Here is a 21,241-nt window from a genome sequence, read left to right as displayed (position 1 = left end):
AATCCCCTTTCCAGTTTATATTAATTAAAGACCTCTTGAAAAATGTTTTACTTTTTCCATATCTATCTCCATGCCAAATCCTGGACCATCCGGGATGATTATTTCATAATTCTCATATTTTATTTGGTTTAGCGTAATATTTTCTTTGAAAAGTAACGGTCCAAATAATTCTGTACCGAATTCAAATTTTGGAATGGTTGAATAAAGTTGTGCACAAATGGCCGTTCCCAATGATGATTCAATCATCGTTCCGCCATACAAACCAAAGCCTACACCTTCGGCAATCGCAGCCACCTTTTTCGTTTGGGTCATCCCGCCATGTTTACATATTTTCAAGGCGAAGGAATTACCTGCCCTATGTTTAGCTATTTGGAATGAATCTTGTAATGAATTCAATGATTCATCGGCCATGATCGGGACCTTAAAACGTTCGGTCAACCTTGCCATCCCTTCATTATCCCAAGCTGGCAGCGGCTGTTCGACCATGGAAACCCCGCCTTCCTGTAAAGCTTCAATGCAATACGTAGCCGTTGTTTCATCCCATGCTTGATTAACATCAACCGTAATGCGTGCTTGATCTCCCACGGCTTCAATAATTTTCAATACATGCTCCACATTCTTATATGGATTACCTTTGCCAATTTTCAATTTAAAGATATTATGACGTTTTTGGTGTAAAGATTCTTTCGCTTCTTCGATATCTTTACTCGTATCCCCACTTGCCAAAGTCCATGCCACCGGCAATGATTTATGAATTTGTCCACCGAATAATTCATATGCAGGAATGTTTCTCCTTCTGGCTACTAAATCCACCATGGCTGATTCAACGACAGCCTTCGCAAAATTATTTCCTCTAACATTTAGTGAAACTTCATGCATGATTTTGTCATAATGGACGGGGTTTTTACCAATGATAAGCGGGGTGATATATGTATCAATATTCACTTTGATCGCCTCAGGTGTCCCCTCACCATATGAAGCCCCGCCTATTGTCGCCACTTCCGCCCAACCTTCCGCACCCTCTTCATCCATGACACGGGCAAGAATGATCGTTTGTTCCACGATCGTATGCATGGCAAGCTGATGAGGACGAATTGTGGGTAAATCAATAATGTATACATCTACTGAACGTATTTTCATTTAAACCACCTTTTTAACATTTAATAGATAAAATCCGCTTCTGTTTTTGCTCTTACTTCTTCGATCGTTATACCCGGCATTAATTCAATCAATTTCAACTGTTTGTCAATAACTTCAAAGACAGCCAACTCGGTGATGATCAAGTCAACGCTTCTAGTGGAAGTAATCGGGTAGGTGCATTCATTTAAAACTTTACTTTTACCTTCCTTACTTGTATGTGTCATTGTCACGATCACTTTTTTGGCACCAACCAACAGGTCCATCGCTCCTCCAACACCCATGATATTCTTGCCAGGTACGGCCCAATTTGCAATTTCCCCGGTTTGACCTACCTGCAAAACACCCAAGATGGCAACATCAATGTGTCCTCCACGGATCATTGCAAACGATTCTGCACTATTAAAGAATGATGCACCAATCGATTCCCCTACCGGTAACTTACCTGCATTAACTAAATTGGGATCGATTTCATCTTCATCAACTTCTGCAACCCCTAATAATCCATTTTCCGTATGGAAAAAAACATTTTCATCATCAATGTATTTTGCAACCAAGGTCGGAATCCCAATTCCAAGGTTCACTATACAAGGGCCCGTCAATTCTTTTGCCGCGCGTCTTGCTATCATATTTTGCATTAATTCTTTGTCACTCATAACCTTTGACACCTTCCTTCGTCAGGATTTTCTTTGCCTTAATAATTCCATCGACGAATAGATGCGGTGTTACAATCTCCTCTGGCGGGAGTTCTCCAGGTTCAACTATCTCATCCACTTCAGCAATTACGACATCTGCGGCTGTTGCCATTACCGGATTAAAGTTTCGAGCCGTTTTATAATAAACAAGATTACCGAGTGTATCTGCCTTCCATGCCCTGATCAAAGCTACATTTGCTCTTATGGCAGGTTCAAAAATATATGTAGCCCCATTTATTTCCCTTTCTTCTTTTCCTTTAGCTAAATCGGTCCCTACACTCGTTTTCGTATAGTAACCGCCTATGCCAGCACCGCCAGCACGAATGGATTCCGCTAATGTCCCCTGTGGCAATAGTTCTAATTCAATTTCACCACGTTGGTAAAACTCCCCAATTTCACGATTGCTTGTAAAATAAGAACCAATCGCCTTTTTTATTTTCTTCTGGCTTAGGAGAACTCCCAGACCTTTTCCTTTCTCGCCTAAATTGTTACTGATTACTGTCAAGCCTGCTACATCCTTTTTGGCCAAACCATCTATTAATGTAAGAGGGGCACCGATCAAGCCAAATCCACCTACCATTAATGTATGACCGTTCTTCACACAAGATAAAGCTGCTTCTATATCTTGATGTACTTTTGCCATGTTTTCCCCACCAATCTCACGTTACTTATTTTCAATCAATGAATCACTTGCCTCAAACCAAGCAGGTATTCCAGCAGTCAATAAGCAAATCAGTCCCACTTCAGCTAATTGTTCTTCCGAAGCTCCATTTAACCTTGCCGCCTCCATCCATTCCCCAACCTGTTCCCCTTTTAATTCTGTAATGAATATGCCTGTCATCAGGAGATGTTTTAGACTTTTTGAAACCACTGAATCACTTAATATATAATCTTTGAGGGAGTTTTGGTCTTCCGATTTAACCAGTTTCAAAACATTCGAGACGAATCCCGTCTCCTCATCCCCTAATAGTTCAATCATATAAAGCAGGATTTCTTCTGCTGTTCCTTGATCGCCACTTATTTCGGGATATCGAATGCCTTTAAGTGTTAGAGCATACTCCAAAGACTTCATTCCTGTTTTTAATGCTTCTGTTCCGTTATATAAGTAAGAAACAATTAAGTATTCCACCAGTTCCGGTATTGTTGCCCCGCCATCGATTGCCCCTTTGGTATGGTAAACCATACTCCGTTCATACAACCTCGCAGCATTCATGCCTACCAGTAATATATCTTTTTCCTTCTTCGTCAAGGCTCCCTCTTGCATGATGTTACTTCGTAAGTTGGTATAGTGATCAAGTGCATTGGGGCTATAATCGTGCATTTTTTGCACCCAGCCTGGTACCACATCATAAACTTCTTTGAAATACAATAATCCCTCGCTCATTCGTCTGCACCTCTTTAAATTAATTGTGAATCAAGTATCGATAGTGCCCTTATAGGTGAGGCTGTTGCATTTTTTAGTTTTAAAGGGATCCCGAAAAAAAGAAAGCGGGAATGCTTAGGCAGTTTTTCAAGATTCACTAGATTTTCAACGATATATATATCATGGTTCAGTAATTTTTGATGAATTCCGCTTTCTGAATCTTGGTTCAAATCCGCATTTGGCAAATCCAACCCGACAATATGTATTTGCTTTTCAATTAACCATTGAGCCACACTTTCATCTAATGCCTGCGCTTCAAAAAAGCCTTTTTCCCCCCATGATTTCCCCCATGTCCTGATCAGGACGATATCGTCTTTTTCAACATATACTCCCTGCCTGCGTTCGGCCTCTTCAAGTAAATCTTTCGTAACAGGTTCATGTGTCGCTTTTAACATGCTTACATCCAGTATGAGGGCATCCCCAAACATATTCTTCAGATTGATGGTTTCAACCGAATCCCCATTTTCTGAGTAATGTGAAGCCACATCAACATGTGTCCCACTATGGTCAGAAAAAGAAATCAACTTGGAACGGTAGCCTTTAGGAAGTGAATCATATTTCCCCTTATGTTCAAGAGGTTCATCTTTAATCCCTATTGCAGGTAAATCATTATTCGTAACTAGACCATCGTAAAGTTCCAATGTTAAATCAATGATTTTCAACGATAAAACCCCCAAATTCATTAAGCTTTTACATTATCACGACAAAAATGGCTACCCTAAACATTACTATCAATAATTGACAGCAGGTGTTTAAGGTAGCCAGTTGTTCACTAGTTGTTATTAAAAAAGGTTGTTTTTTAATAGCTAATGAATAGGCAATAATTAAGTTTATTATATATTCTTAATATTACACCATTTTCTGATAATTTCAATACTTTTTTAAAAAATATCTTCAAAAAAATCAAATTCGTTTTAAGAACGACTTTATCTCTTTGTTAATCTCCGCCCTATTTTCAAACACCATTGTATAGTGGTTACAAGTTGAAACGATCGTTTCAATATCAGGTGTATATTTCTTCGTATCATCATAGGCTTCTTCATAAAATAATGGAGGAAAATCCCCTATTTTCCCACTGGCATAAACCAATAAGGTTTTACAGGAAATTTGTCTACAAACTTCTTTAGGGACAAAAGAATAAAAACTATTGAAATCTGTAAGAATGCTATCTTCTGATGATTTATTCTCCCAGTGACCATCCACTTCATGAACCTCATACTCCGCCACACTTTGCAGGTGTTCTGTCCAATTGATACCCAAACGGCTATAGATTTCCTTAATTTCTGCAATATAACTTTCCTGAGATTCATATTCTTTACTTAATCGGCCTAGAGATGGTTGTACGATGTCCCTTTGTTGTTGAGAGGAAATGGCCGCACCATCCAATAATATCAGGGCCTGTACCGAAGTTAATTTGCTGGCTACAACACTTGAGATGAAGGCTCCCATTGAATACCCGATCAAAATAGGATTTTTAATCTTTAACTCTTGAATTAACTCAATTACATCTTCTGCATGTTTAAAAAGAGAAGACTGCACATCTGCCCTCGAACTATTTCCCCTCCCTCTCAAGTCAATCGAAATGACTCTGTACTCGCCTTTTAACATTTCTGCATAATAATGCATTTGCTTATGATTGCCCGTTAAACCATGTATGGCGATGATTGGCCCTTTCGTTCCAGGATAATCAGCAATTTGGATTCTATGTTCCCCCAATTCCTTTACATACATTTCCATAGTAACACTCCTCCATTTCCTTGATTAAAAACATAACCCAGCCTACATATTTAATAAAAAAAGCTATCTTAACTTCACCATCAAGGTAACTTGATCGAGAAATTAAGATAGCCAGTCAGTTCATTAATTTTCATTAAAAAAGGCCTTTTTTTAATGATTAATGAATAGGCAAGGTATAAATACATGTAATGATTCCATTTTACATGAAGTTCTAATTTTATCAATTATAATTTGATAATTTTGATTTCTTAGTAACTTAAAGTCGGTACCTGGAAATTTATTGAAGGATATCTTCTATGGTCTCCCTCCATCGTTCAACAATTTCTTTAGGGTTTTTCAAGTCGATTTTAATTCCAGAGGTTATTTCAGCATACTTAGCAATATCCTCCCGTGCCTCTACTATTTTGGCCTGGAATCTTTCTCTTTTGTATCGGACATTTTGCAGCTCTTTTAATCTCTCTAATGAAAGGCGAAAATATTGGGCTTTACCTTTCCAAAACAAAACCAGTGTAGCTTTATGGGTACGATTGACATTGGCTGTAGTCGAAGTATCCGGCCATAAGCCAATCCTTAATTCCTTCCTGCTTATTGCTACGATCTCACCCACGCTAATCATTGCAGTATGTGGCCATCCTTCTTCACTTACCGTCAACAGCATCATGGCTTCATGCTGCTTGTCGACAAGTTCTTTACCATTTAACAAGTCGAATACCTCTACTGGCATTTCCATCCCATTCATTTTTTCACCTTTTTCCTTAATTCACTAGTAATCTGTTATATTTTGGTGCGATATTTCATTCCGTCCCACCGTTTCGCACCGTGAGCATCGATTTCAAATTGATCTAACGCCCTATATGCAAGATGATCAATGATATCGTTAACATTTTCAGGATTATTATAGAAGGCTGGCATCGGAGGGAATATAATAGTCCCCATTTTAGAAAGCTCCATCATATTCTCCAAATGAATCGTATTTAGAGGGGTTTCTCTTGTCATTAGTAATAATTTTTTTCTTTCTTTCAACATGACATCAGCAGATCGCGTTAATAAATTATCCGCTAGTCCCATGCGAATGGAAGCTAGTGTTTTCATACTGCAAGGTGCTACGATCATGCCATCAACCCGGAAAGATCCACTTGATATTCTTGCTGCTTGATCTTTGTAAGAATAGGAATGATCAGCTAATCCCTCCACGTCTTTAACAGAATATGAAGTTTCATGTTGAATGGTGGCATGTGCCCAAGGGGACATGATTAAATGGGTCTCCACTTCACTGCTTTTAAGCATCTGAAGAATCCTAATTCCGAAAATGGCTCCAGTCGCTCCTGTTATCCCAACAATGATTTTCATTAATTCCCCTCCTTATTCATTAGTCATTGAATCGAAACTTAAAAATATAGAGAACTTATACATTGGAGAATCCAGGCACAAATCGACTTGGATCTACCTCTTTAAATTCAGACCTTTTAAATTCATCTTTTAAATGAAACGGTACTGTACAGTCAAAAATGGTCTTACAGGAAATCCCCTTTTCCTGAATGGTGGGGCTGTATGCGGGATCTTGTGAAGGATCTAACGGGTGACAGCGCACTCCAGGAATGAATACAGTATCAACATCACCTTGGTAACGAGTATTTAACGCCCATAAAACATCATTACTATCAAAGGGATCCACATCTTCATCCACTATGAACACATGCTTAAGTTCAGAAAAGGCAGAGAACGCCAATAGTGCAGCTTGTCTTTGGCGACCTTCATCACTTGGCTGACTTTTCTTGAATTGAAGAACGGCCATGTATTTACCCCCTCCTGAAGTATGGGCATAAACGTTCAATAATTTGCCTGGCATGGCCTTTTCCACCATTTGCAGAATGCTTGCTTCAGTTGGAATGCCAGCCATATTCACATGTTCTTCACTTGGACCAATAACTGTTTGCATGATTGGATTGACACGGTGCGTAACAGCTTTCACTTTGATTAGAGGCAGTTCCGCTACAGCTGAGCCTGTATAACCAGGGAATTCTGGCATTGCTTTTCCAGTATTGGTGTGTTGATCTTCCCGAACACGCACTCCGGGAACCAATTCCCCTTCTATTACATATTCAGCATTCGCGATAGCTTTTTCATCAATAGTCAAGCATTGGACCAGTTCTACCGCTTCTTTCCTGATAGCCCCTGCAACACTCAACTCATTAAAGCCAAGAGGAGTCGTAGGTGCTTCAAAACAAGCAGCGACTTCAATAGCAGGGTCAACACCGATACTAATGGAAATTGGTAATGGTTTTCCTGCTTTTTCAGCCTTTTCACGAAAAACTTCTAAATGGCGGCCAGGAACAAAATACATGGACATCTCATCTTTACTTTGTAAACATAAACGATGTATCGTTATATCAGATTCACCCGTTTCCGAATCGGAGGCATAGCACATGCCTATGGTGATATACGGGCCTGCATCTTCCTCTGTATTCGTAGGGGCAGGTATTAACTTTCTGATATCGAAATCCGGATCTTCCGCATAGTGAACCACTTCTTGAGCTTTCGCTTTATCATTTGTAATGGTGATTGGATCAATTGGGTTTTTTACAGCTTCATTTAAAAGGAACCCCAGTCGCTCCGGTTTTGTATCCAGCATGAGACCGACTCTTTCCCGGCTGGCTAAAAGTCCAATCACCACGCTTGAATCTTCATGTCCCAATACATGATTGAAAACCATGGCAGGTCCGATTTTTGTTGGACGCATTACTGTTCCGCCAGCACCGACATGACGATAAACCCCAGATAATTCAGCATGAGGATTGACAGGTTCATCCGTTTCAATCAATTGTCCTGGTATGGACTTCAGTAGTTCCAAGGCAGAACGTAAATCTGTCACTTTATTCATTTTTTCAGACATAAAAAATCCCCCCTATCACTTTATGACCAGTATCCTATGTATCATTCAAATTCAAATAACCTATATGTTATCGGTTACAACTGATATTCTAAAGTGTATTTCTACTATACAGTCAATGGATATTTGAAAATTCAAGTAATTTTCTCTACAGGGATTTGCAGCTGACAAAAATCAACACTATTATCATTCTCGTAAAAGGTCGTATCCAATAAACAAGCGTCCACGACGTCCCCTACAGTTCTATAATGATTTTCACTGATCCAATGAACCAATTCATTTAAAAACTCAATGTCATATGGCATTCCATATTTATACACACATGCATACTTACCAGCAGGCAACGTCATAATATTATCCATATCAGGATCTATAAAGGGTAAAGAAGTATATATTCCCGCACCCTCGAAAACATCATCCGTTCCAAGCTTATCCTTTAAAATAACCGTGCCAAATCCATCTGACGGAAGCATCTCATGTTTACTTAATACATTCCAAGCTTTCATCAGCGTTAAATGTAATTCTTCTCGGCACAATTCATTTTCAAATGGTATAAATAAGACATGCCTTTCAGGAAATTCTTCTATAATAGGTTTATCCAATTCACTTTTAATATTTTTGGCTTCTGAATATTTCATTAATCTCTGCTGAATAAATGTACGTGTATTCATCAAGGCATTTATTTCTTTATCAATGAATTCTTGATGAAATTCCAAAAGTGACATGGCAGTAGTTAAATTCCGATTTCCTATATGGTCCTTAATATCATTCAGTTTGATGCCAATCGACTTCAAAAAGCAAATTTCCCTTAGAAACGGAATCTGAACTGCACTATAATACCGATAACCATGTTCATCTATATGTACAGGTTTAAATAATTCGATCTTATCGTAATAAATGAGTGTTTGCCTTGAGATACTGTGAATGGAAGCCATTTCACTGATTGATAAGTAATTGCCCACATGTGTTCCTCCTCCGCAAAGCCTTTTTGTAAAGTTCTTCCTAATTCTCACATTTACTTTGTACCATAATTTAATATATTATTTTTTTGATTTCCCTGCTTCCATACGGCAGCTACAGTCGATTGGAGAGAGTCAGTATTCTAAAGAAAACTTCTATCCTGCCCTAACTTTACCATTTTCCATTTAAAATAAGGGATTTTCAAAGGCCCTGTCTATCAAAAAAATGGATCATATCAACATCTTCATTAATAAGCACTAAATGAGCAAACGAAATTCACTAGTTATAAATTTTAAATGATTATCTAATTATTTTGCGTACCAAATCTATGATGAACTCCTTGAATTATAACCAATTGAAGGTATAAAGATCTGTTGAAGATACCGCTAAGATAAATGAAATGATGAAAGAAGTAAATCAGTCCCTTCCAGAGCAGATAAAGAATACACCCCCTTCACATCCATTTGAAGATTACACTGTAACATTTGATCATCCAGCTTATCTTGAAGTGTATAAACAAAATAATGAATTGCACATAAGGGTTTTAGAGAATGAATTACCATGGTTCATTTACTTGTTTATTTGCATTTACCAGCAATGTGGAGTACACAGCTTCTCACCTTTACAAAAGTTAAATTACAATTTATCCACTGAAAAAAGAGCACCTCTGGGCGCTCTTTTTTCATGATTTTTTTTCAACGTGACTCACAAACATATCTTGTTGCTTTTCGTTCAACACTATTTCAGGCTGTAACCAAGAAATTCGAGGTTTACTGATACTTTTTATATCAAAGGAGTAGTTATTAAACTTGAGCCCAAATTTCTAATACTCAATCTTGACCTGGAACCACAATCACTTCTACCACATGTTTTTTAAGGATTTCCTGCATATTTTTTGGTACTTCTTTGTCTGTAATCACTATATCAACAGAGTCTAGGTCACATACCTTTTGAAAAAAAGTTTTATTAAATTTCGTTGAATCTGCAATCACAATGACCTGGTCAGAACGCTTTATCATTTCATGAACGAGGAGGCCTTCTTCCTCGATGGAAGTAGACAGTCCTTCAGAAGATATTCCGCAAGTACCAATGATGCATTTATTCACCTTATAATCTTGGACATCTCTAATGGCTCTTGAACCATATATAGCTTGGTGTCTAGTGCTTAATGTTCCACCTAATAAATTAATCTTTATATCTTCTCTTGGGCTTAATACACTGGTAACGTTAATCGAATTAGTCACAACCGTATTGTTCCGGCTCGTTAAATATTTAGCTAAAAATTGAACTGTTGTGGAGGCATCCAAAATAAGATGGTCCCCATCATTTATTAAAGAAGCTGCAAATTTTCCGATCTTACTTTTAGCTTCCGATGCCATGTTCATACGCTCACCATAATTATGGACTTCATTGGAAAGCAGAGCCTTTTTCGCCCCACCCCGTATTCGAATGATCTTCCTCTCCTCTTCTAAATTTATTAAGTCTCTTCTGGCCGTATCTTTAGATACATTATTTATTTTACAAATTGTTTCAATATCAATCCGTTCATTTTCATTTAAATATTGAATAATTGCGTCTAATCGTTCATCCTGCAGCATGATCTCACCTCGTAGATTTAATTATAAGTTAACCCAAGTTTATTCACAACGAAACATGAATTATATTAAGGATAATTAAGCTTTCGAGGGTAGATTATTAGTGAATACTGAACACCGTAATCAATATATTTAGTTATCAGAATTCCAAATCGGGGATATTAACCAGGGATTAAACATGATATTAATATCCCGACCATCGGAAGGGTATATTCCGGGCATGAAAAAAAATCAACCTTAAAATGGAGATGATGCTGTCTTAGTGCCGGACCCTTTTTAGACAGGTTCAGATATCCCTTTTTCCCTTTGATGTCGTTTATACACAAATTTGGATAGGCTTACACTGCTTTCATATAATAGTAATAAAGGTATCGTAACTAGGATATCTGATAGGAAGTCTGGTGGTGTAATCAAAATTGAAATAACTATTAAAATAAAGTAAGAATATTTCCTGATTTTTTGCAAACGGTATGGATTTATTATTCCTAAACTTGTTAAAAACATAATGACAACAGGCATTTCAAACAGAAATCCAAAAGGCAGTGTCATATGAAGCATAAATCGGAAATATTTCTCCGTTGTAAAGAAAGTTGTAAACATGCCGTTTGATAGAGACATTAAAAAATTTAGTACAAGCGGAAATAAAATGAAGTAACCAAAACTGATTCCTAGTGTGAATAGAATAAATAGTGCTGGAATATAAGCGCTAGTAACTTTGCGTTCTTTTGGTGTTAACGCTGGACGTACAAACAGCCAAGTTTGGTGCGCAGCAACCGGTATAGTAGCCGCGATGGCAACGACGGTGGCAATAATTAAATAAACGAGTATGATATCACTCGGTCCTAACAGAGCTAGCTTAAACGGCAAATCTTTAACTATTATATTATAAATATCTTGAACAAATATAAATGTCAGTACGAGGAACAGCGTGAAAACGACTAAAGTGATAATAATACGTTTACGTAACTCCTCAAGGTGCTGAATCATACTCGATTTTTTTTGATTTTCCAACATCATCACTCCAGGAAAAAAAGATGTAAGACAGATCCTACATCCCCTCTTCATTTATTTGATTAGCTTTCTTTCTTATTGGTAACATCGGCATTAGTGTCATCTGCTACAAGGTCTCTGGTAGACTTTTTAAATTCCCTTAATGTTGATCCAAACGCCCTACCAATTTCCGGTAACTTAGAAGGGCCGAAAATAATAAGTGCAATCACTAAAATTAGCATCAATCCTGGTATTCCAATATTTTGTAGCATAACTTCCCCCATTGGTATTTATATTTTGTACTTCCTTTAAAACGTTAAACGTTTATGTGCTCATCGAACCTATCCCCAATTCTTTTTTACCAAGGTTCATTAAAAAGGTCATATCCTTTTAATTGGTATGAAGCTTAGGCTTCACGCTATCCAGAGAACCCGAAGACAGAGTTCCCTTATGTAATACGGCAGCACGCTTGGGCAGGCGTGCTACGGCTTCGGCCGAGCAGCTTGCTGGAACGAGTACGGCGGTCGCGGCATCGCCTACCTTTGGCCAAATTTGCTTACCGGACTCGTCTAGCGGTGTAATGCCGCCGGTAGCAAGGGAAAGTGAGCGAGACAGGTTGTATTCGTTTGACCATCCATACAGATCTGCAGCGAGATGTGCCTTCTGCAGTGTATCGCCAATCCCGAATGGTGACCAGTGATCAGTAATACTATCATTACCAAGCATGACGTTCACCTTATGCTTCTGAAGCAGCGGAATCGGCATTACGTCTTTACCGATTGGAACGGTTGAAGCAATGGAAATCCCAAGCGATGCAAGGCGTTTTGCCATTTCTACGTCGGCGCCATCCCCTAACGAAGCGAGCGAAAAGGCATGACTGATCGTCACTTTCCCCTGCAGACCGGCTTCCTCAGTCAGATCAGCCAATCGACGAATTGCCTTCAATCCTGTTTCGCCACCTTCATGAAGGTGAATATCAATACCTGCTTTGTAGTCAACCGCAATCTGTACCATCGTTTGCAACGATTTTTCCATATCACCGTCAACTAAGGTTGGATCAAGTCCGCCAACATGTGTAACTCCGAGTTGCATGGCTTCGCGTATCAGTCCCTGAGCATTTGAACGAAGCAAGCCATGTTGGGGAAAGCCAACGATTTCATGTGATATTTTATCTGAATAGTTTGCTAAGGCCTGATTAAGTTTTTCAAGATTTTTTAAACCAACGACTGGATCGATGTTGCAATGGCTTCTGACATATGTCGAGCCGTAGCCAAGAATTAGTTCAATTAATTTCTCCGCACGCTCCTGGGCAGTTGGAAGGAGCTCCAGTAGCAGTGTCTGCTCCAAGGTAATCATGTCAAAAATGCCATTTTTCCTCGTTGCTGCTGCTCTCCAAGGACCCCCATAAAAAGTTTTATCCAAATGAATATGCATATCTCTAAAAGAAGGAAGTAGCAGCATGCCTTTCGCGTCGTAGCAATCGATACCTTTTCCATAAGGGGACTTAGTATCTAGTATTCTGGTAATGATGCCTTTAACAATATGGAGGTTCCTCAATACGGTTTCGGTTGCGACGACCTGGCCATTTTCATACTTGTATCCACTTTCCAATCGAACATTCATCAACATATAGGAACTGTTCTTTCCTGGTTTTTTGGTGTTATGGCCAACCTTCTTCTCAGAATCCGCACTTGCCGTCTCAGGCATGAATAATCCCATCGTGTCCGTGACACCGAGAACCGCGGAAGCGCTTCCAATTTTACAGACGTTACCTATAAACTTTCTGCGGGACAAACCTTCCTTTTCCTGATTCACCTGTAAAATCCTCCTCTAGTACATTTGTATTTTAAGATGATCATGATTAATAGACTTCATTGGGGAACAAGAGGCAACCATCCCGTATTTAATCGAGGTTACACTTATCTCCCAATTTTTCATATCTCTTCTAGTGGTGTTTTTGGATTTATTATTATTTAACAAATTGTTTCGATATCAATCCATTTCATATTTGTCGAAATAGTCACTCGTCCAGTTACATGATTTCACCTTATAGATCCAATTATAAGTCTATTTATTTTTAATTGCAATTAAATCTGCATTAATTTAAGTCAATTTAAGTTTTTTCAGATGATTAATTGATTCCTCACTTTTGATTTCGACAAAAGAATCTTTGATGTTTCATTCCTTGTTAATGGAAAACAAAAAGGGAATGGTAAAATCCATTCCCTTTTTGACTGTGTGCAAAGCCCTTTTAGTGAAATTTAACCCTTAACGCCAGAAGGCCGCCAATCGGCGGCCTTCTGGCGTTCAAACTACCTTTTAACAAATACCGTATTTCCTCTTTTATCCAGTCCGTTATTCGTGCAAATATGCCCAGGCATATTGAGCGTAAAGTTCTGCACCGGTAGCAAGCGCATCTTCGTCGATGTTGAATTTCCCGTGATGATGGGCCCATTCCGTATCCTTTTCAGGGTTTCCAGATCCAACTAAAGCGAAGCTTCCAGGTACTTCATCTAAATAGAAACTAAAATCTTCTCCACCCATTGTTGGCTTTTCATTATATACTGCGTCTTCGCCAAACGCATTTGAAGCAACTTTTTGCACTAATTTTGCACTGTATTCATCATTAATGACAGCTTGCGTTCCACGGTAGTACTCAACCTGTGCGGTCGCACCGTAAATATTAGCAACATTTTCAGCATAAATCTGGAGCTGTTTTTCTATATGGTCACGTGTTTTAGGATCAAAACAACGGACAGTTCCTTCAATAACGGCATTTTCTGCAATGACATTAAATCGTGTTCCAACGACCATTTTTCCAACTGTCAATACAGCGGGATTTTGTGGGTCGACCGTTCTTGATACGACAGATTGTACATTCATGACGAATGAAGAGGCCACAATAGTTGTATCGATACAATCCTGTGGCATTGCACCATGTCCCCCTCTTCCTTTAAACGTTACTGTAAAGATATCTGCTGAAGCGAATGAAGGTCCTTGAGAACAAGCAACTTTGTTTGTTGGCATTTGCGACCAAATATGTATGCCAAAAACATTATCAACACCTTTAACAGCCCCTTGTTTAACCATTTCCTTTGCACCTGTTGCTACTTCTTCAGCTGGTTGAAAGATTAATCGCACATTCCCAGGTAATTCTTCTTTTATTTCATTTAGTGCCTTCGCTGCAATTAATAGCATTGATGTGTGGGCATCATGACCACATGCATGCATTTTCCCTTCTTCTTTTGAAGCATATGGCAAGTCTTTATTTAATTCTTCAACAGAAAGGGCGTCCATATCCGCTCTTAATGCTACTGTCTTTCCTGCCTTACCGCCTTTAATTTCTGCAATGACACCTGTTGGTTCTGCTTTCCGAAAAGGTATTCCTAATTTTTCAAGGTATTCACAAATAAAGGCAGTTGTATTTTCTTCTTCCCATGATAACTCAGGTTCGCTATGAAGTTTTCTACGTATTTCTATTAATTCATCACTATAATTTTGAATCGCTTCTTTTATCGTTTGATTAATCATTCTCATTCCACCTCCGTTAAACATTTAGCCACTTCGTAAAATATTTGCACTCCATTTGCTAAATGACGTGCATCAGACCATTCTTCTGGACAATGACTTAGTCCTGCTTTACTTGGAACAAAGAGCATGCCAACATCAGTCACATCGGAAAAAACCATCGCATCATGACCTGCTCCACTATTAATGGAACAATATGGAATTTTCAAATCAGAACTTTTATCTTTTAATAAAGCTTTTATTTCATCACTCAATACCTTCGGAGGCATATATAACACCTGTTCCGCAGTTGTATGGATCCCCTGTTCATGATAGGATTCGATTAATTCTTTCATCCGCTTAATGACATTGTTAATATGTTCTTCCTTGCTAGATCGGATATCTACCGAAAATTCGACTTTATTTGGGATGACGTTGGCTCCATTTGGTAAAACATGTAGTCGTCCTGTCGTGATAACCGTTCCTTCACCTTCCTCAATTGCAAAGCTCGGTAATTGAGAAATAATCTGAGCGGCTGCAACCAATGCATCCGTACGGCGATCCATAGGGGTTGTGCCTGCATGTCCTGCCTTTCCTTCAATGGTTACTTCTAATTGAGTTAAACCAACAATAGCTTCTACAACACCAATGGGGATATTCTTCTCTTCAAGGATTGGGCCTTGTTCTATATGCAATTCGAGAAATGCTTTAATGCTATTGGGATTTCTCCTTTTCGGAAGTGATGAATCCAGACTAATTTTTGACATCGCTTCAATTGTTGTGATACCTTCTTTATCCCTTAAGTTTTTAAAACTTTCCTCACTAAGTGTCCCCACTATTCCTCTAGACCCCATTAGTCCTCCGCCAAAACGAGCACCCTCTTCTTCAATCAGGGCAACGATTTCCAATGGATATTTAGGTGTTACTTGATTTTCTGCAAATAGGGCAGCCACTTCAAGAGCGACAATTACACCTGCTGGTCCGTCATACGCACCACCATTTGGTACGGAATCAAAATGTGAACCGATCAAAACGCTTGGTGCATCTTTTAAAGTACCTTCTAGCTTTCCAAAAATATTTCCGAATCCATCCTCCTCTACTTTTAGACCGGATTCCATCATTTTATTTTTAATATAATTGCGTGTAAGTAAGTCTTCCTTGCTATACGTAAGCCGGGTTGTCCCTTTTCCGGGTGTTGATGTAAATTCGCTCAAATCATTTATTTGCTTTTCTATACGTTCGATAAGACTCACTTAGAATCCCTCCTATTTTACAAGAATTGTACAAATATTCCTGCCAAAATAACCGACACGATTGTAACCGATATAAATCCACCAACAAGCATCGGCGGCAGCATATGGCTTAGCAATGCTTCTTTTTCATTTTCATCTTTTGTTAATGAATTGACCACTTCATTGGTGATAATGTAATCGGCTGGAAATCCATATAATGCTGTTAAAGATACAGCAAAGGCCATTTCTTTGCTGACATTTAACAATTTCCCTGCAATGAATGAGAATATATACATGCCAATAACAGCTAAGAAAATGCAAACAATAAGTGGGTAAAGGATCTCCATCATCATACTTGGTGTTGCATTTTTTAATCCGTCAAAGACGAAAAGCATAAGGGCCATGATGGCAAATCCAAATCCATTTGCTTTTTGCAGAGTCTGCTTTTCCAAGAAACCTATACTTTTTCCGACAACACCGAATAGTAAGCAAAGAACAAATGCATTTATTGATATAATCGGCTCTAATCCAGTCGAAACAAGGTAAGCGAGAAAAGCAACAACCGCAAGTCTGAAAAATTTAAAATATTCCGTATTATATTTTTCAGGAAGTTTTTTAAACAGCTTAAGTTCCGTCATGCCTTCTGAAGCGGCTGCAGTATCACTCTTTTTTACCGTTAATTGCCCATTGCGATATTGCCCCAATAGCTTCTTCCCTTCTTTCTTCAACACAATTGAAGTTAAAGGATATCCAGCAAAGCCTTGCATTACATAAATAACAATGGCAAAAACGGACAAACTCGTAAGTCCTGCGTCTGCCGCTCCTTCTGACATGATTATTGAAGATACCATACCGCCCACTAAAGGTGGAATCGCCACAAGGACAGTTTGCAGATCAAATATGAATATGCCAATTCCGAATATAAGTGCAACAATACCAAGGATACCAGATAAGGAGATGACAATCGTTTTCCATTGATTTACCAATTCTCTTATTGAAAGCAATGTTCCCATATTCGTGATCAATAGGTACATCATCATGGTTGCCACTACTGGTGGAACACCTGCTATTGAAACGATGTCTTGCGGGAAGAATGTCCAATAACCACATAGAAATAGGATTGCGGAAACGAAAACGGAAGGTACCCAGGCTTTTGTTCGAACCGCCACAATGTCTCCTACAAATAAAATCAGAATTACAATAACTAAAGCCAACATCTGTGACATATGAGTTCCCTCACCTTCTAATTTAATAATTTGAATATTCTAAAATAATAACACTAAATTATTTTAATTTAAAGACAATTCAATATTTTCAGGTAATTATACACAGATAATAGGAAATGTAAGTGTTTTAATTCAGACTTCACATACCGAATATTCTAAAATTTGGATATATCAAAATAATTTTAATCATATTATAGAGTTTTTATCTCCTTAAGTCGCTGAATTATCTCAATTTATTTTAAAAAGAAAAAGCCGTCTAAGGACAGCTCTGATTAATTATATTTAATATCCTGTTTACTTTTTACTGTAAATTATCTGAATAAAGTAAACTCTTTCTACTTTCATAATTGAATGTTTTTTGCACAAGAACCAAAACTTCCATCAATAAAAAATACTTACCTTAATAATTGTTGCAGATGAGTCGTCTTCGCAATTGGATAACTTTATATTTAAATTGTTGCAGAAATGATCTATGTTCAAGATTACCAAGTCACCTTGCTCTAAAACAATAGTCTCTTTTTCATCGATATTCATTCTACTTTTTCCTTTGAAACAATAATAGGCGTCGGTTCTTTTCGTAGATTCCCCATTATCCAACACTTCAGAATGGATTCCATCATTCAAATGAATCGTGCTAAGGTCTCCTTCGCATCCTTCTGCTAACATCAAATTAAAGTCTGTAACCCTCCCAATACTTCGGGTCGTCCAGCCTCCATCAAACCGATCCTGTTCAAATGGCTGTAAATGCACACGGTGCTTTCCTTTATGTTCCAGCAACATTTCACCATCAAGGATCATGATGATTCTCTGAATGCCTGGAAGGTGAGTAAATAAGGATTCGTCCACCTCGACATCTGCGGTGCTTATCCGCCAGTTGAAATCACGCTTCGAGTAATCTCCACCTTCAGGATAAATTGCAAGTTGAGTTGTTTTACCACCTGACCAAAGACTGGTTATTTGTTCACTTTTTCTTATTATTTTTAGTGAATATGACAACTATTTTCTCCCCTTTTATTATTACTTTAATTCAGTTGAAAATAATATAGACCAGAGTGCAGATCAAGATTGGTGTATTGCCAATAGGGTGGATACGATTAACATAGAGGCATAACTGAGCTTAAGTCTACTGGTCTCTGATCATCGTAGCATAAATTCATTCTTACTAGATCAGGATGTGAAACGATACGATACACACAAGCTCGCTCATACCTAAATTGATGGGGTTCTGTTGCATTAATAATCATACAGAAAAACCATTGAGAATTACCTACTCATGGACAATTTCGATATAAAAAAATTAATACAGAATGTTTTTGGTATAACAACCAAAAACATTCTGTAATCGGACTTTGCACAAATCCACTTTAATCTTGCATTAATAACCCCGATAAACAAATTCATGAAATTCATTCCATTATTAAAAACAGATTATCATTTAAATAGATTAATACTTATAATGATAATTGGCATGGCAAATACATCAATAAGAAATGCACCCACTATCGGAACGATTAAATACGCTTTACTTGAAGGTCCATATTTAGCGGTGATTGTTGACATATTGGCCATAGCATTTGGTGTAGCCCCTATACCATGTCCGATAAATCCTCCAACCATAACTGCCGCATCGTAGTTTTTGCCAAGAAAGCGAAACATGATGAATATACTTAAAAGTATAATGAAAATTACTTGTATCACCACAATCAAAATAATTGGTAACGCTAGGTCAGCAACTTCCCATAGTTTTATACTCATTAATGCCATTGATAAGAAAATACCTAAAGTAATATCGCCAATAAAATTTATACTAGGCATTTCGATAATTTTCCCATTTATTTTATCCAAAATATTCCGAACTATTACAGCCACTATCATTGCTCCAACATAATTCGGTAAAACATAACCTGTCTTCGCCGAAAATAACTCTCCTAAATATGAACCTAAAGCCATACAAAATGTTAGTATTAATACTTGTTTCATAAATGAAGCTACATTCAATTCTATTTTGTCTTCCATTTCTTTCTTTTCCTGAATTTCAATATCCTTTTTACTTGGTGTTAATTTATGTTTATTAATTAGATATTTTACAGTTGGACCTCCAACTAATCCACCAAATACTAATCCTAATGTAGCAGCTGCTATTCCAATTGCTTGGGCAGATTGAATTCCTAGCGATTCTATGGTACCACCAAATGCTGTAGCTGCACCTATGCCACCTTCCATGGATATTGCTCCTGCCATCATACCAATTAATGGATCAATCCCAAAAACCGGTGCTAAAGAAATTCCAATTAAATTTTGAGCAAATGCCAGAAAACCACATAACAACCAATATATTAATAATAATTTACCGCCGACTTTTACTAATTGAAAACTAGCACCCAATCCAACAGTCGTAAAAAACGTTAACATAAATAATCCCTGGAGTGTCGTATCTAATGAAATGGTTACGTTTAGAAAGGTTTTAAGACTTGTAGCGACTATTGCAAACAGTAATCCCCCTACAACAGGTGCAGGAATACAAAAGTGTTTAAATATTTTGACATTCTTAACGATAATCCCGCCTAGTGCTAAAAGCAGTACCGCTAAAAAAATAGTGATCGTTTGATTAATCTCGATGCTCATATTGCCTATCTCCTCTCCACACACAAAAATACTTCATTTATTAGGTTTGCAGCTAGTTTTACAGTGCGATTATCATTATCCAATGATGGATTTACTTCACAGATATCAAATGAAATAGTTTTCGGATGTGAAGTAATTTTACGAATTAACTGCCTAACCATTTTTCCAGAAAGACCAAATGAAGAAGGTGCACTAACACCTGGTGCTTCTGAAGCGTTAATAACATCCATACAAAGCGTTAAAATAATATAATCATGTTGATTCATAAAATTCAGAATTTCATTTTCATTTTCCTCAGAAATCCCATCTACCAATTCTTCTTCCAATATCCAAGAACAACCAAGAGAAGTTGCAGTGTCAAATAATTTTTTTGTATTTCCATAACGTTGAATACCAATAGGCAAATAACTAGCTTGATGATCATGATCTAATATTTGTTTAAACATCGTTCCAGAAGAAGTAATTTCTTCATATGAGCGTAAGTCAAAATGAGCATCAATGTTAAGGATGCCTATTTTAGCTTTGGGTCCTACACTCGACCTAATCCCTAGATAATGACCATAAAAGGTTTCATGTCCGCCCCCCAATATAACAGGAAACATATTTTTAGTTAATATTTTCTCTACGTGACTTCCTAATTCAGCTTGTGCTGCTTCTAACTGTTGATCTTCACAAATGACATTTCCGAAATCAACTAGACTATCTGCTGCTTGGCCGTGCCAAGATAAAGAAGATAAGGATTTACGTATTTCATCGGGAGCTTCTTTGCTTCCAAGTCTTCCTTTATTCCTGCGTACGCCCTCATCACAAGCGAACCCTATTATTCCACATGCATGATTTATTGAAGTTATTTGATTATCTTTAACTATTTGATGAATTCTAAATTCATCTTTATCTATTAGACTATCTGTTCTGCCTTTCCATAATTCCATATTTGGTAATGCATACATTTATTTTTCCTCCCCATTAATAAAAATACTTCATATGTGCAATCGCCAATCAATTTCGGGTTGTACAATAATAAAAGATCTGGTGCAATGGCTTTTCCTTTTAGTTTTCGTTAAACGCTGATAGGCTATTGACTTATACAACCTGATGCATTTTGCACATCCCCGCTTCCTCTGCACTGTAACTCCCAGTCCAGCACTGTAGACCATTATGGTGTAATATCTATATTCCCTCCATTCTGCTTAATGGTTGTACTGCAATATTAATCAAGCAAGT

General features: G+C 37.8%; 20 protein-coding genes and 1 pseudogene. 1 reads left to right on the top strand and 20 read right to left on the bottom strand.

Annotated elements, in window-relative coordinates; all coding sequences use genetic code 11:
* Nucleotides 1–24: 24 nt before the first annotated feature.
* The 10 genes from MKY17_RS10960 to MKY17_RS10915 all read right to left on the bottom strand — a co-directional run bounded on the left by MKY17_RS10960 (nucleotide 25) and on the right by MKY17_RS10915 (nucleotide 8,844).
* Nucleotides 25–1,140, bottom strand: a complete 1,116-nt coding sequence (locus tag MKY17_RS10960) for a muconate cycloisomerase family protein (protein WP_098373127.1) — start codon at nucleotides 1,138–1,140, stop codon at nucleotides 25–27.
* Nucleotides 1,141–1,160: 20 nt separating this feature from the next.
* Nucleotides 1,161–1,793, bottom strand: coding sequence for a 3-oxoacid CoA-transferase subunit B (locus tag MKY17_RS10955; RefSeq protein WP_098373128.1), 633 nt, complete (start codon nucleotides 1,791–1,793; stop codon nucleotides 1,161–1,163).
* Nucleotides 1,786–2,475, bottom strand: coding sequence for a CoA transferase subunit A (locus tag MKY17_RS10950; RefSeq protein ID WP_098373129.1), 690 nt, complete (start codon nucleotides 2,473–2,475; stop codon nucleotides 1,786–1,788). The genes MKY17_RS10955 and MKY17_RS10950 overlap by 8 nt, the downstream gene beginning before the upstream one ends.
* Before the next feature lie 21 nt (nucleotides 2,476–2,496).
* Nucleotides 2,497–3,216 (bottom strand): carboxymuconolactone decarboxylase family protein, encoded by a 720-nt coding sequence (locus MKY17_RS10945; protein ID WP_098373130.1) that lies wholly within the window; start codon nucleotides 3,214–3,216, stop codon nucleotides 2,497–2,499.
* A gap of 14 nt (nucleotides 3,217–3,230) precedes the next feature.
* On the bottom strand, nucleotides 3,231–3,917 hold the full coding sequence (locus MKY17_RS10940) for a cyclase family protein (RefSeq protein ID WP_179891168.1): 687 nt from the start codon (nucleotides 3,915–3,917) through the stop codon (nucleotides 3,231–3,233).
* A 241-nt stretch (nucleotides 3,918–4,158) separates the two neighbouring features.
* On the bottom strand, nucleotides 4,159–4,992 hold the full coding sequence (locus MKY17_RS10935; RefSeq protein ID WP_098373132.1) for an alpha/beta hydrolase: 834 nt from the start codon (nucleotides 4,990–4,992) through the stop codon (nucleotides 4,159–4,161).
* Nucleotides 4,993–5,269: 277 nt separating this feature from the next.
* Nucleotides 5,270–5,731 carry a pyridoxamine 5'-phosphate oxidase family protein gene (locus MKY17_RS10930; protein WP_339201878.1) on the bottom strand — a complete coding sequence of 154 codons (462 nt, stop codon included), beginning with the start codon at nucleotides 5,729–5,731 and terminating at the stop codon, nucleotides 5,270–5,272.
* Between the two features lie 35 nt (nucleotides 5,732–5,766).
* Nucleotides 5,767–6,342 carry a non-oxidative hydroxyarylic acid decarboxylases subunit B gene (locus tag MKY17_RS10925; protein ID WP_141993344.1) on the bottom strand — a complete coding sequence of 192 codons (576 nt, stop codon included), beginning with the start codon at nucleotides 6,340–6,342 and terminating at the stop codon, nucleotides 5,767–5,769.
* 55 nt (nucleotides 6,343–6,397) lie between these two features.
* Entirely contained in the window at nucleotides 6,398–7,885 is a 1,488-nt protein-coding gene (locus MKY17_RS10920; protein ID WP_098373135.1) for a UbiD family decarboxylase, read from the bottom strand.
* A gap of 131 nt (nucleotides 7,886–8,016) precedes the next feature.
* On the bottom strand, nucleotides 8,017–8,844 hold the full coding sequence (locus MKY17_RS10915; protein ID WP_098373136.1) for a MerR family transcriptional regulator: 828 nt from the start codon (nucleotides 8,842–8,844) through the stop codon (nucleotides 8,017–8,019).
* Between the two features lie 307 nt (nucleotides 8,845–9,151).
* On the opposite strand from MKY17_RS10915, the pseudogene MKY17_RS10910 reads away from it, so the two are divergent.
* Nucleotides 9,152–9,496: pseudogene (locus MKY17_RS10910) on the top strand (penicillin-binding protein); the annotation flags it as partial.
* Nucleotides 9,497–9,672: 176 nt separating this feature from the next.
* On the opposite strand, the gene MKY17_RS10905 reads toward MKY17_RS10910, so the two are convergent.
* From MKY17_RS10905 to hutG, 10 genes are all read right to left on the bottom strand, one after another.
* The gene (locus MKY17_RS10905) at nucleotides 9,673–10,440 is read right to left on the bottom strand and encodes a DeoR/GlpR family DNA-binding transcription regulator (RefSeq protein WP_098373138.1); all 768 of its coding nucleotides are present in this window, start codon (nucleotides 10,438–10,440) and stop codon (nucleotides 9,673–9,675) included.
* 273 nt (nucleotides 10,441–10,713) lie between these two features.
* On the bottom strand, nucleotides 10,714–11,424 hold the full coding sequence (tatC, locus tag MKY17_RS10900; protein ID WP_286177207.1) for a twin-arginine translocase subunit TatC: 711 nt from the start codon (nucleotides 11,422–11,424) through the stop codon (nucleotides 10,714–10,716).
* Between the two features lie 86 nt (nucleotides 11,425–11,510).
* Nucleotides 11,511–11,699: a twin-arginine translocase TatA/TatE family subunit gene (locus tag MKY17_RS10895; RefSeq protein ID WP_063236065.1), complete on the bottom strand. Its 189-nt coding sequence runs from the start codon at nucleotides 11,697–11,699 to the stop codon at nucleotides 11,511–11,513.
* Nucleotides 11,700–11,817: 118 nt separating this feature from the next.
* Entirely contained in the window at nucleotides 11,818–13,056 is a 1,239-nt protein-coding gene (locus tag MKY17_RS10890; protein ID WP_286177208.1) for an amidohydrolase, read from the bottom strand.
* Nucleotides 13,057–13,782: 726 nt separating this feature from the next.
* On the bottom strand, nucleotides 13,783–14,958 hold the full coding sequence (locus MKY17_RS10885) for a M20 family metallopeptidase (RefSeq protein ID WP_098373141.1): 1,176 nt from the start codon (nucleotides 14,956–14,958) through the stop codon (nucleotides 13,783–13,785).
* A 2-nt stretch (nucleotides 14,959–14,960) separates the two neighbouring features.
* Nucleotides 14,961–16,187 (bottom strand): Zn-dependent hydrolase, encoded by a 1,227-nt coding sequence (locus MKY17_RS10880; protein ID WP_098373142.1) that lies wholly within the window; start codon nucleotides 16,185–16,187, stop codon nucleotides 14,961–14,963.
* Between the two features lie 17 nt (nucleotides 16,188–16,204).
* Entirely contained in the window at nucleotides 16,205–17,392 is a 1,188-nt protein-coding gene (locus tag MKY17_RS10875) for a hypothetical protein (protein ID WP_098373143.1), read from the bottom strand.
* A gap of 381 nt (nucleotides 17,393–17,773) precedes the next feature.
* Nucleotides 17,774–18,388, bottom strand: a complete 615-nt coding sequence (locus MKY17_RS10870) for a HutD family protein (protein WP_098373144.1) — start codon at nucleotides 18,386–18,388, stop codon at nucleotides 17,774–17,776.
* A 435-nt stretch (nucleotides 18,389–18,823) separates the two neighbouring features.
* Nucleotides 18,824–20,017 (bottom strand): sodium/glutamate symporter, encoded by a 1,194-nt coding sequence (gene gltS, locus MKY17_RS10865; RefSeq protein ID WP_098373145.1) that lies wholly within the window; start codon nucleotides 20,015–20,017, stop codon nucleotides 18,824–18,826.
* A gap of 5 nt (nucleotides 20,018–20,022) precedes the next feature.
* On the bottom strand, nucleotides 20,023–20,967 hold the full coding sequence (gene hutG / locus MKY17_RS10860; protein ID WP_098373146.1) for a formimidoylglutamase: 945 nt from the start codon (nucleotides 20,965–20,967) through the stop codon (nucleotides 20,023–20,025).
* Nucleotides 20,968–21,241: the final 274 nt, after the last annotated feature.

It is taken from the genome of Peribacillus sp. FSL P2-0133 (assembly GCF_037975445.1).
GTDB lineage: Bacteria > Bacillota > Bacilli > Bacillales > DSM-1321 > Peribacillus > Peribacillus simplex_E.
Note: the sequence above shows the minus strand (reverse complement) of the source record. Positions and strands in the feature narration are given on the sequence as shown.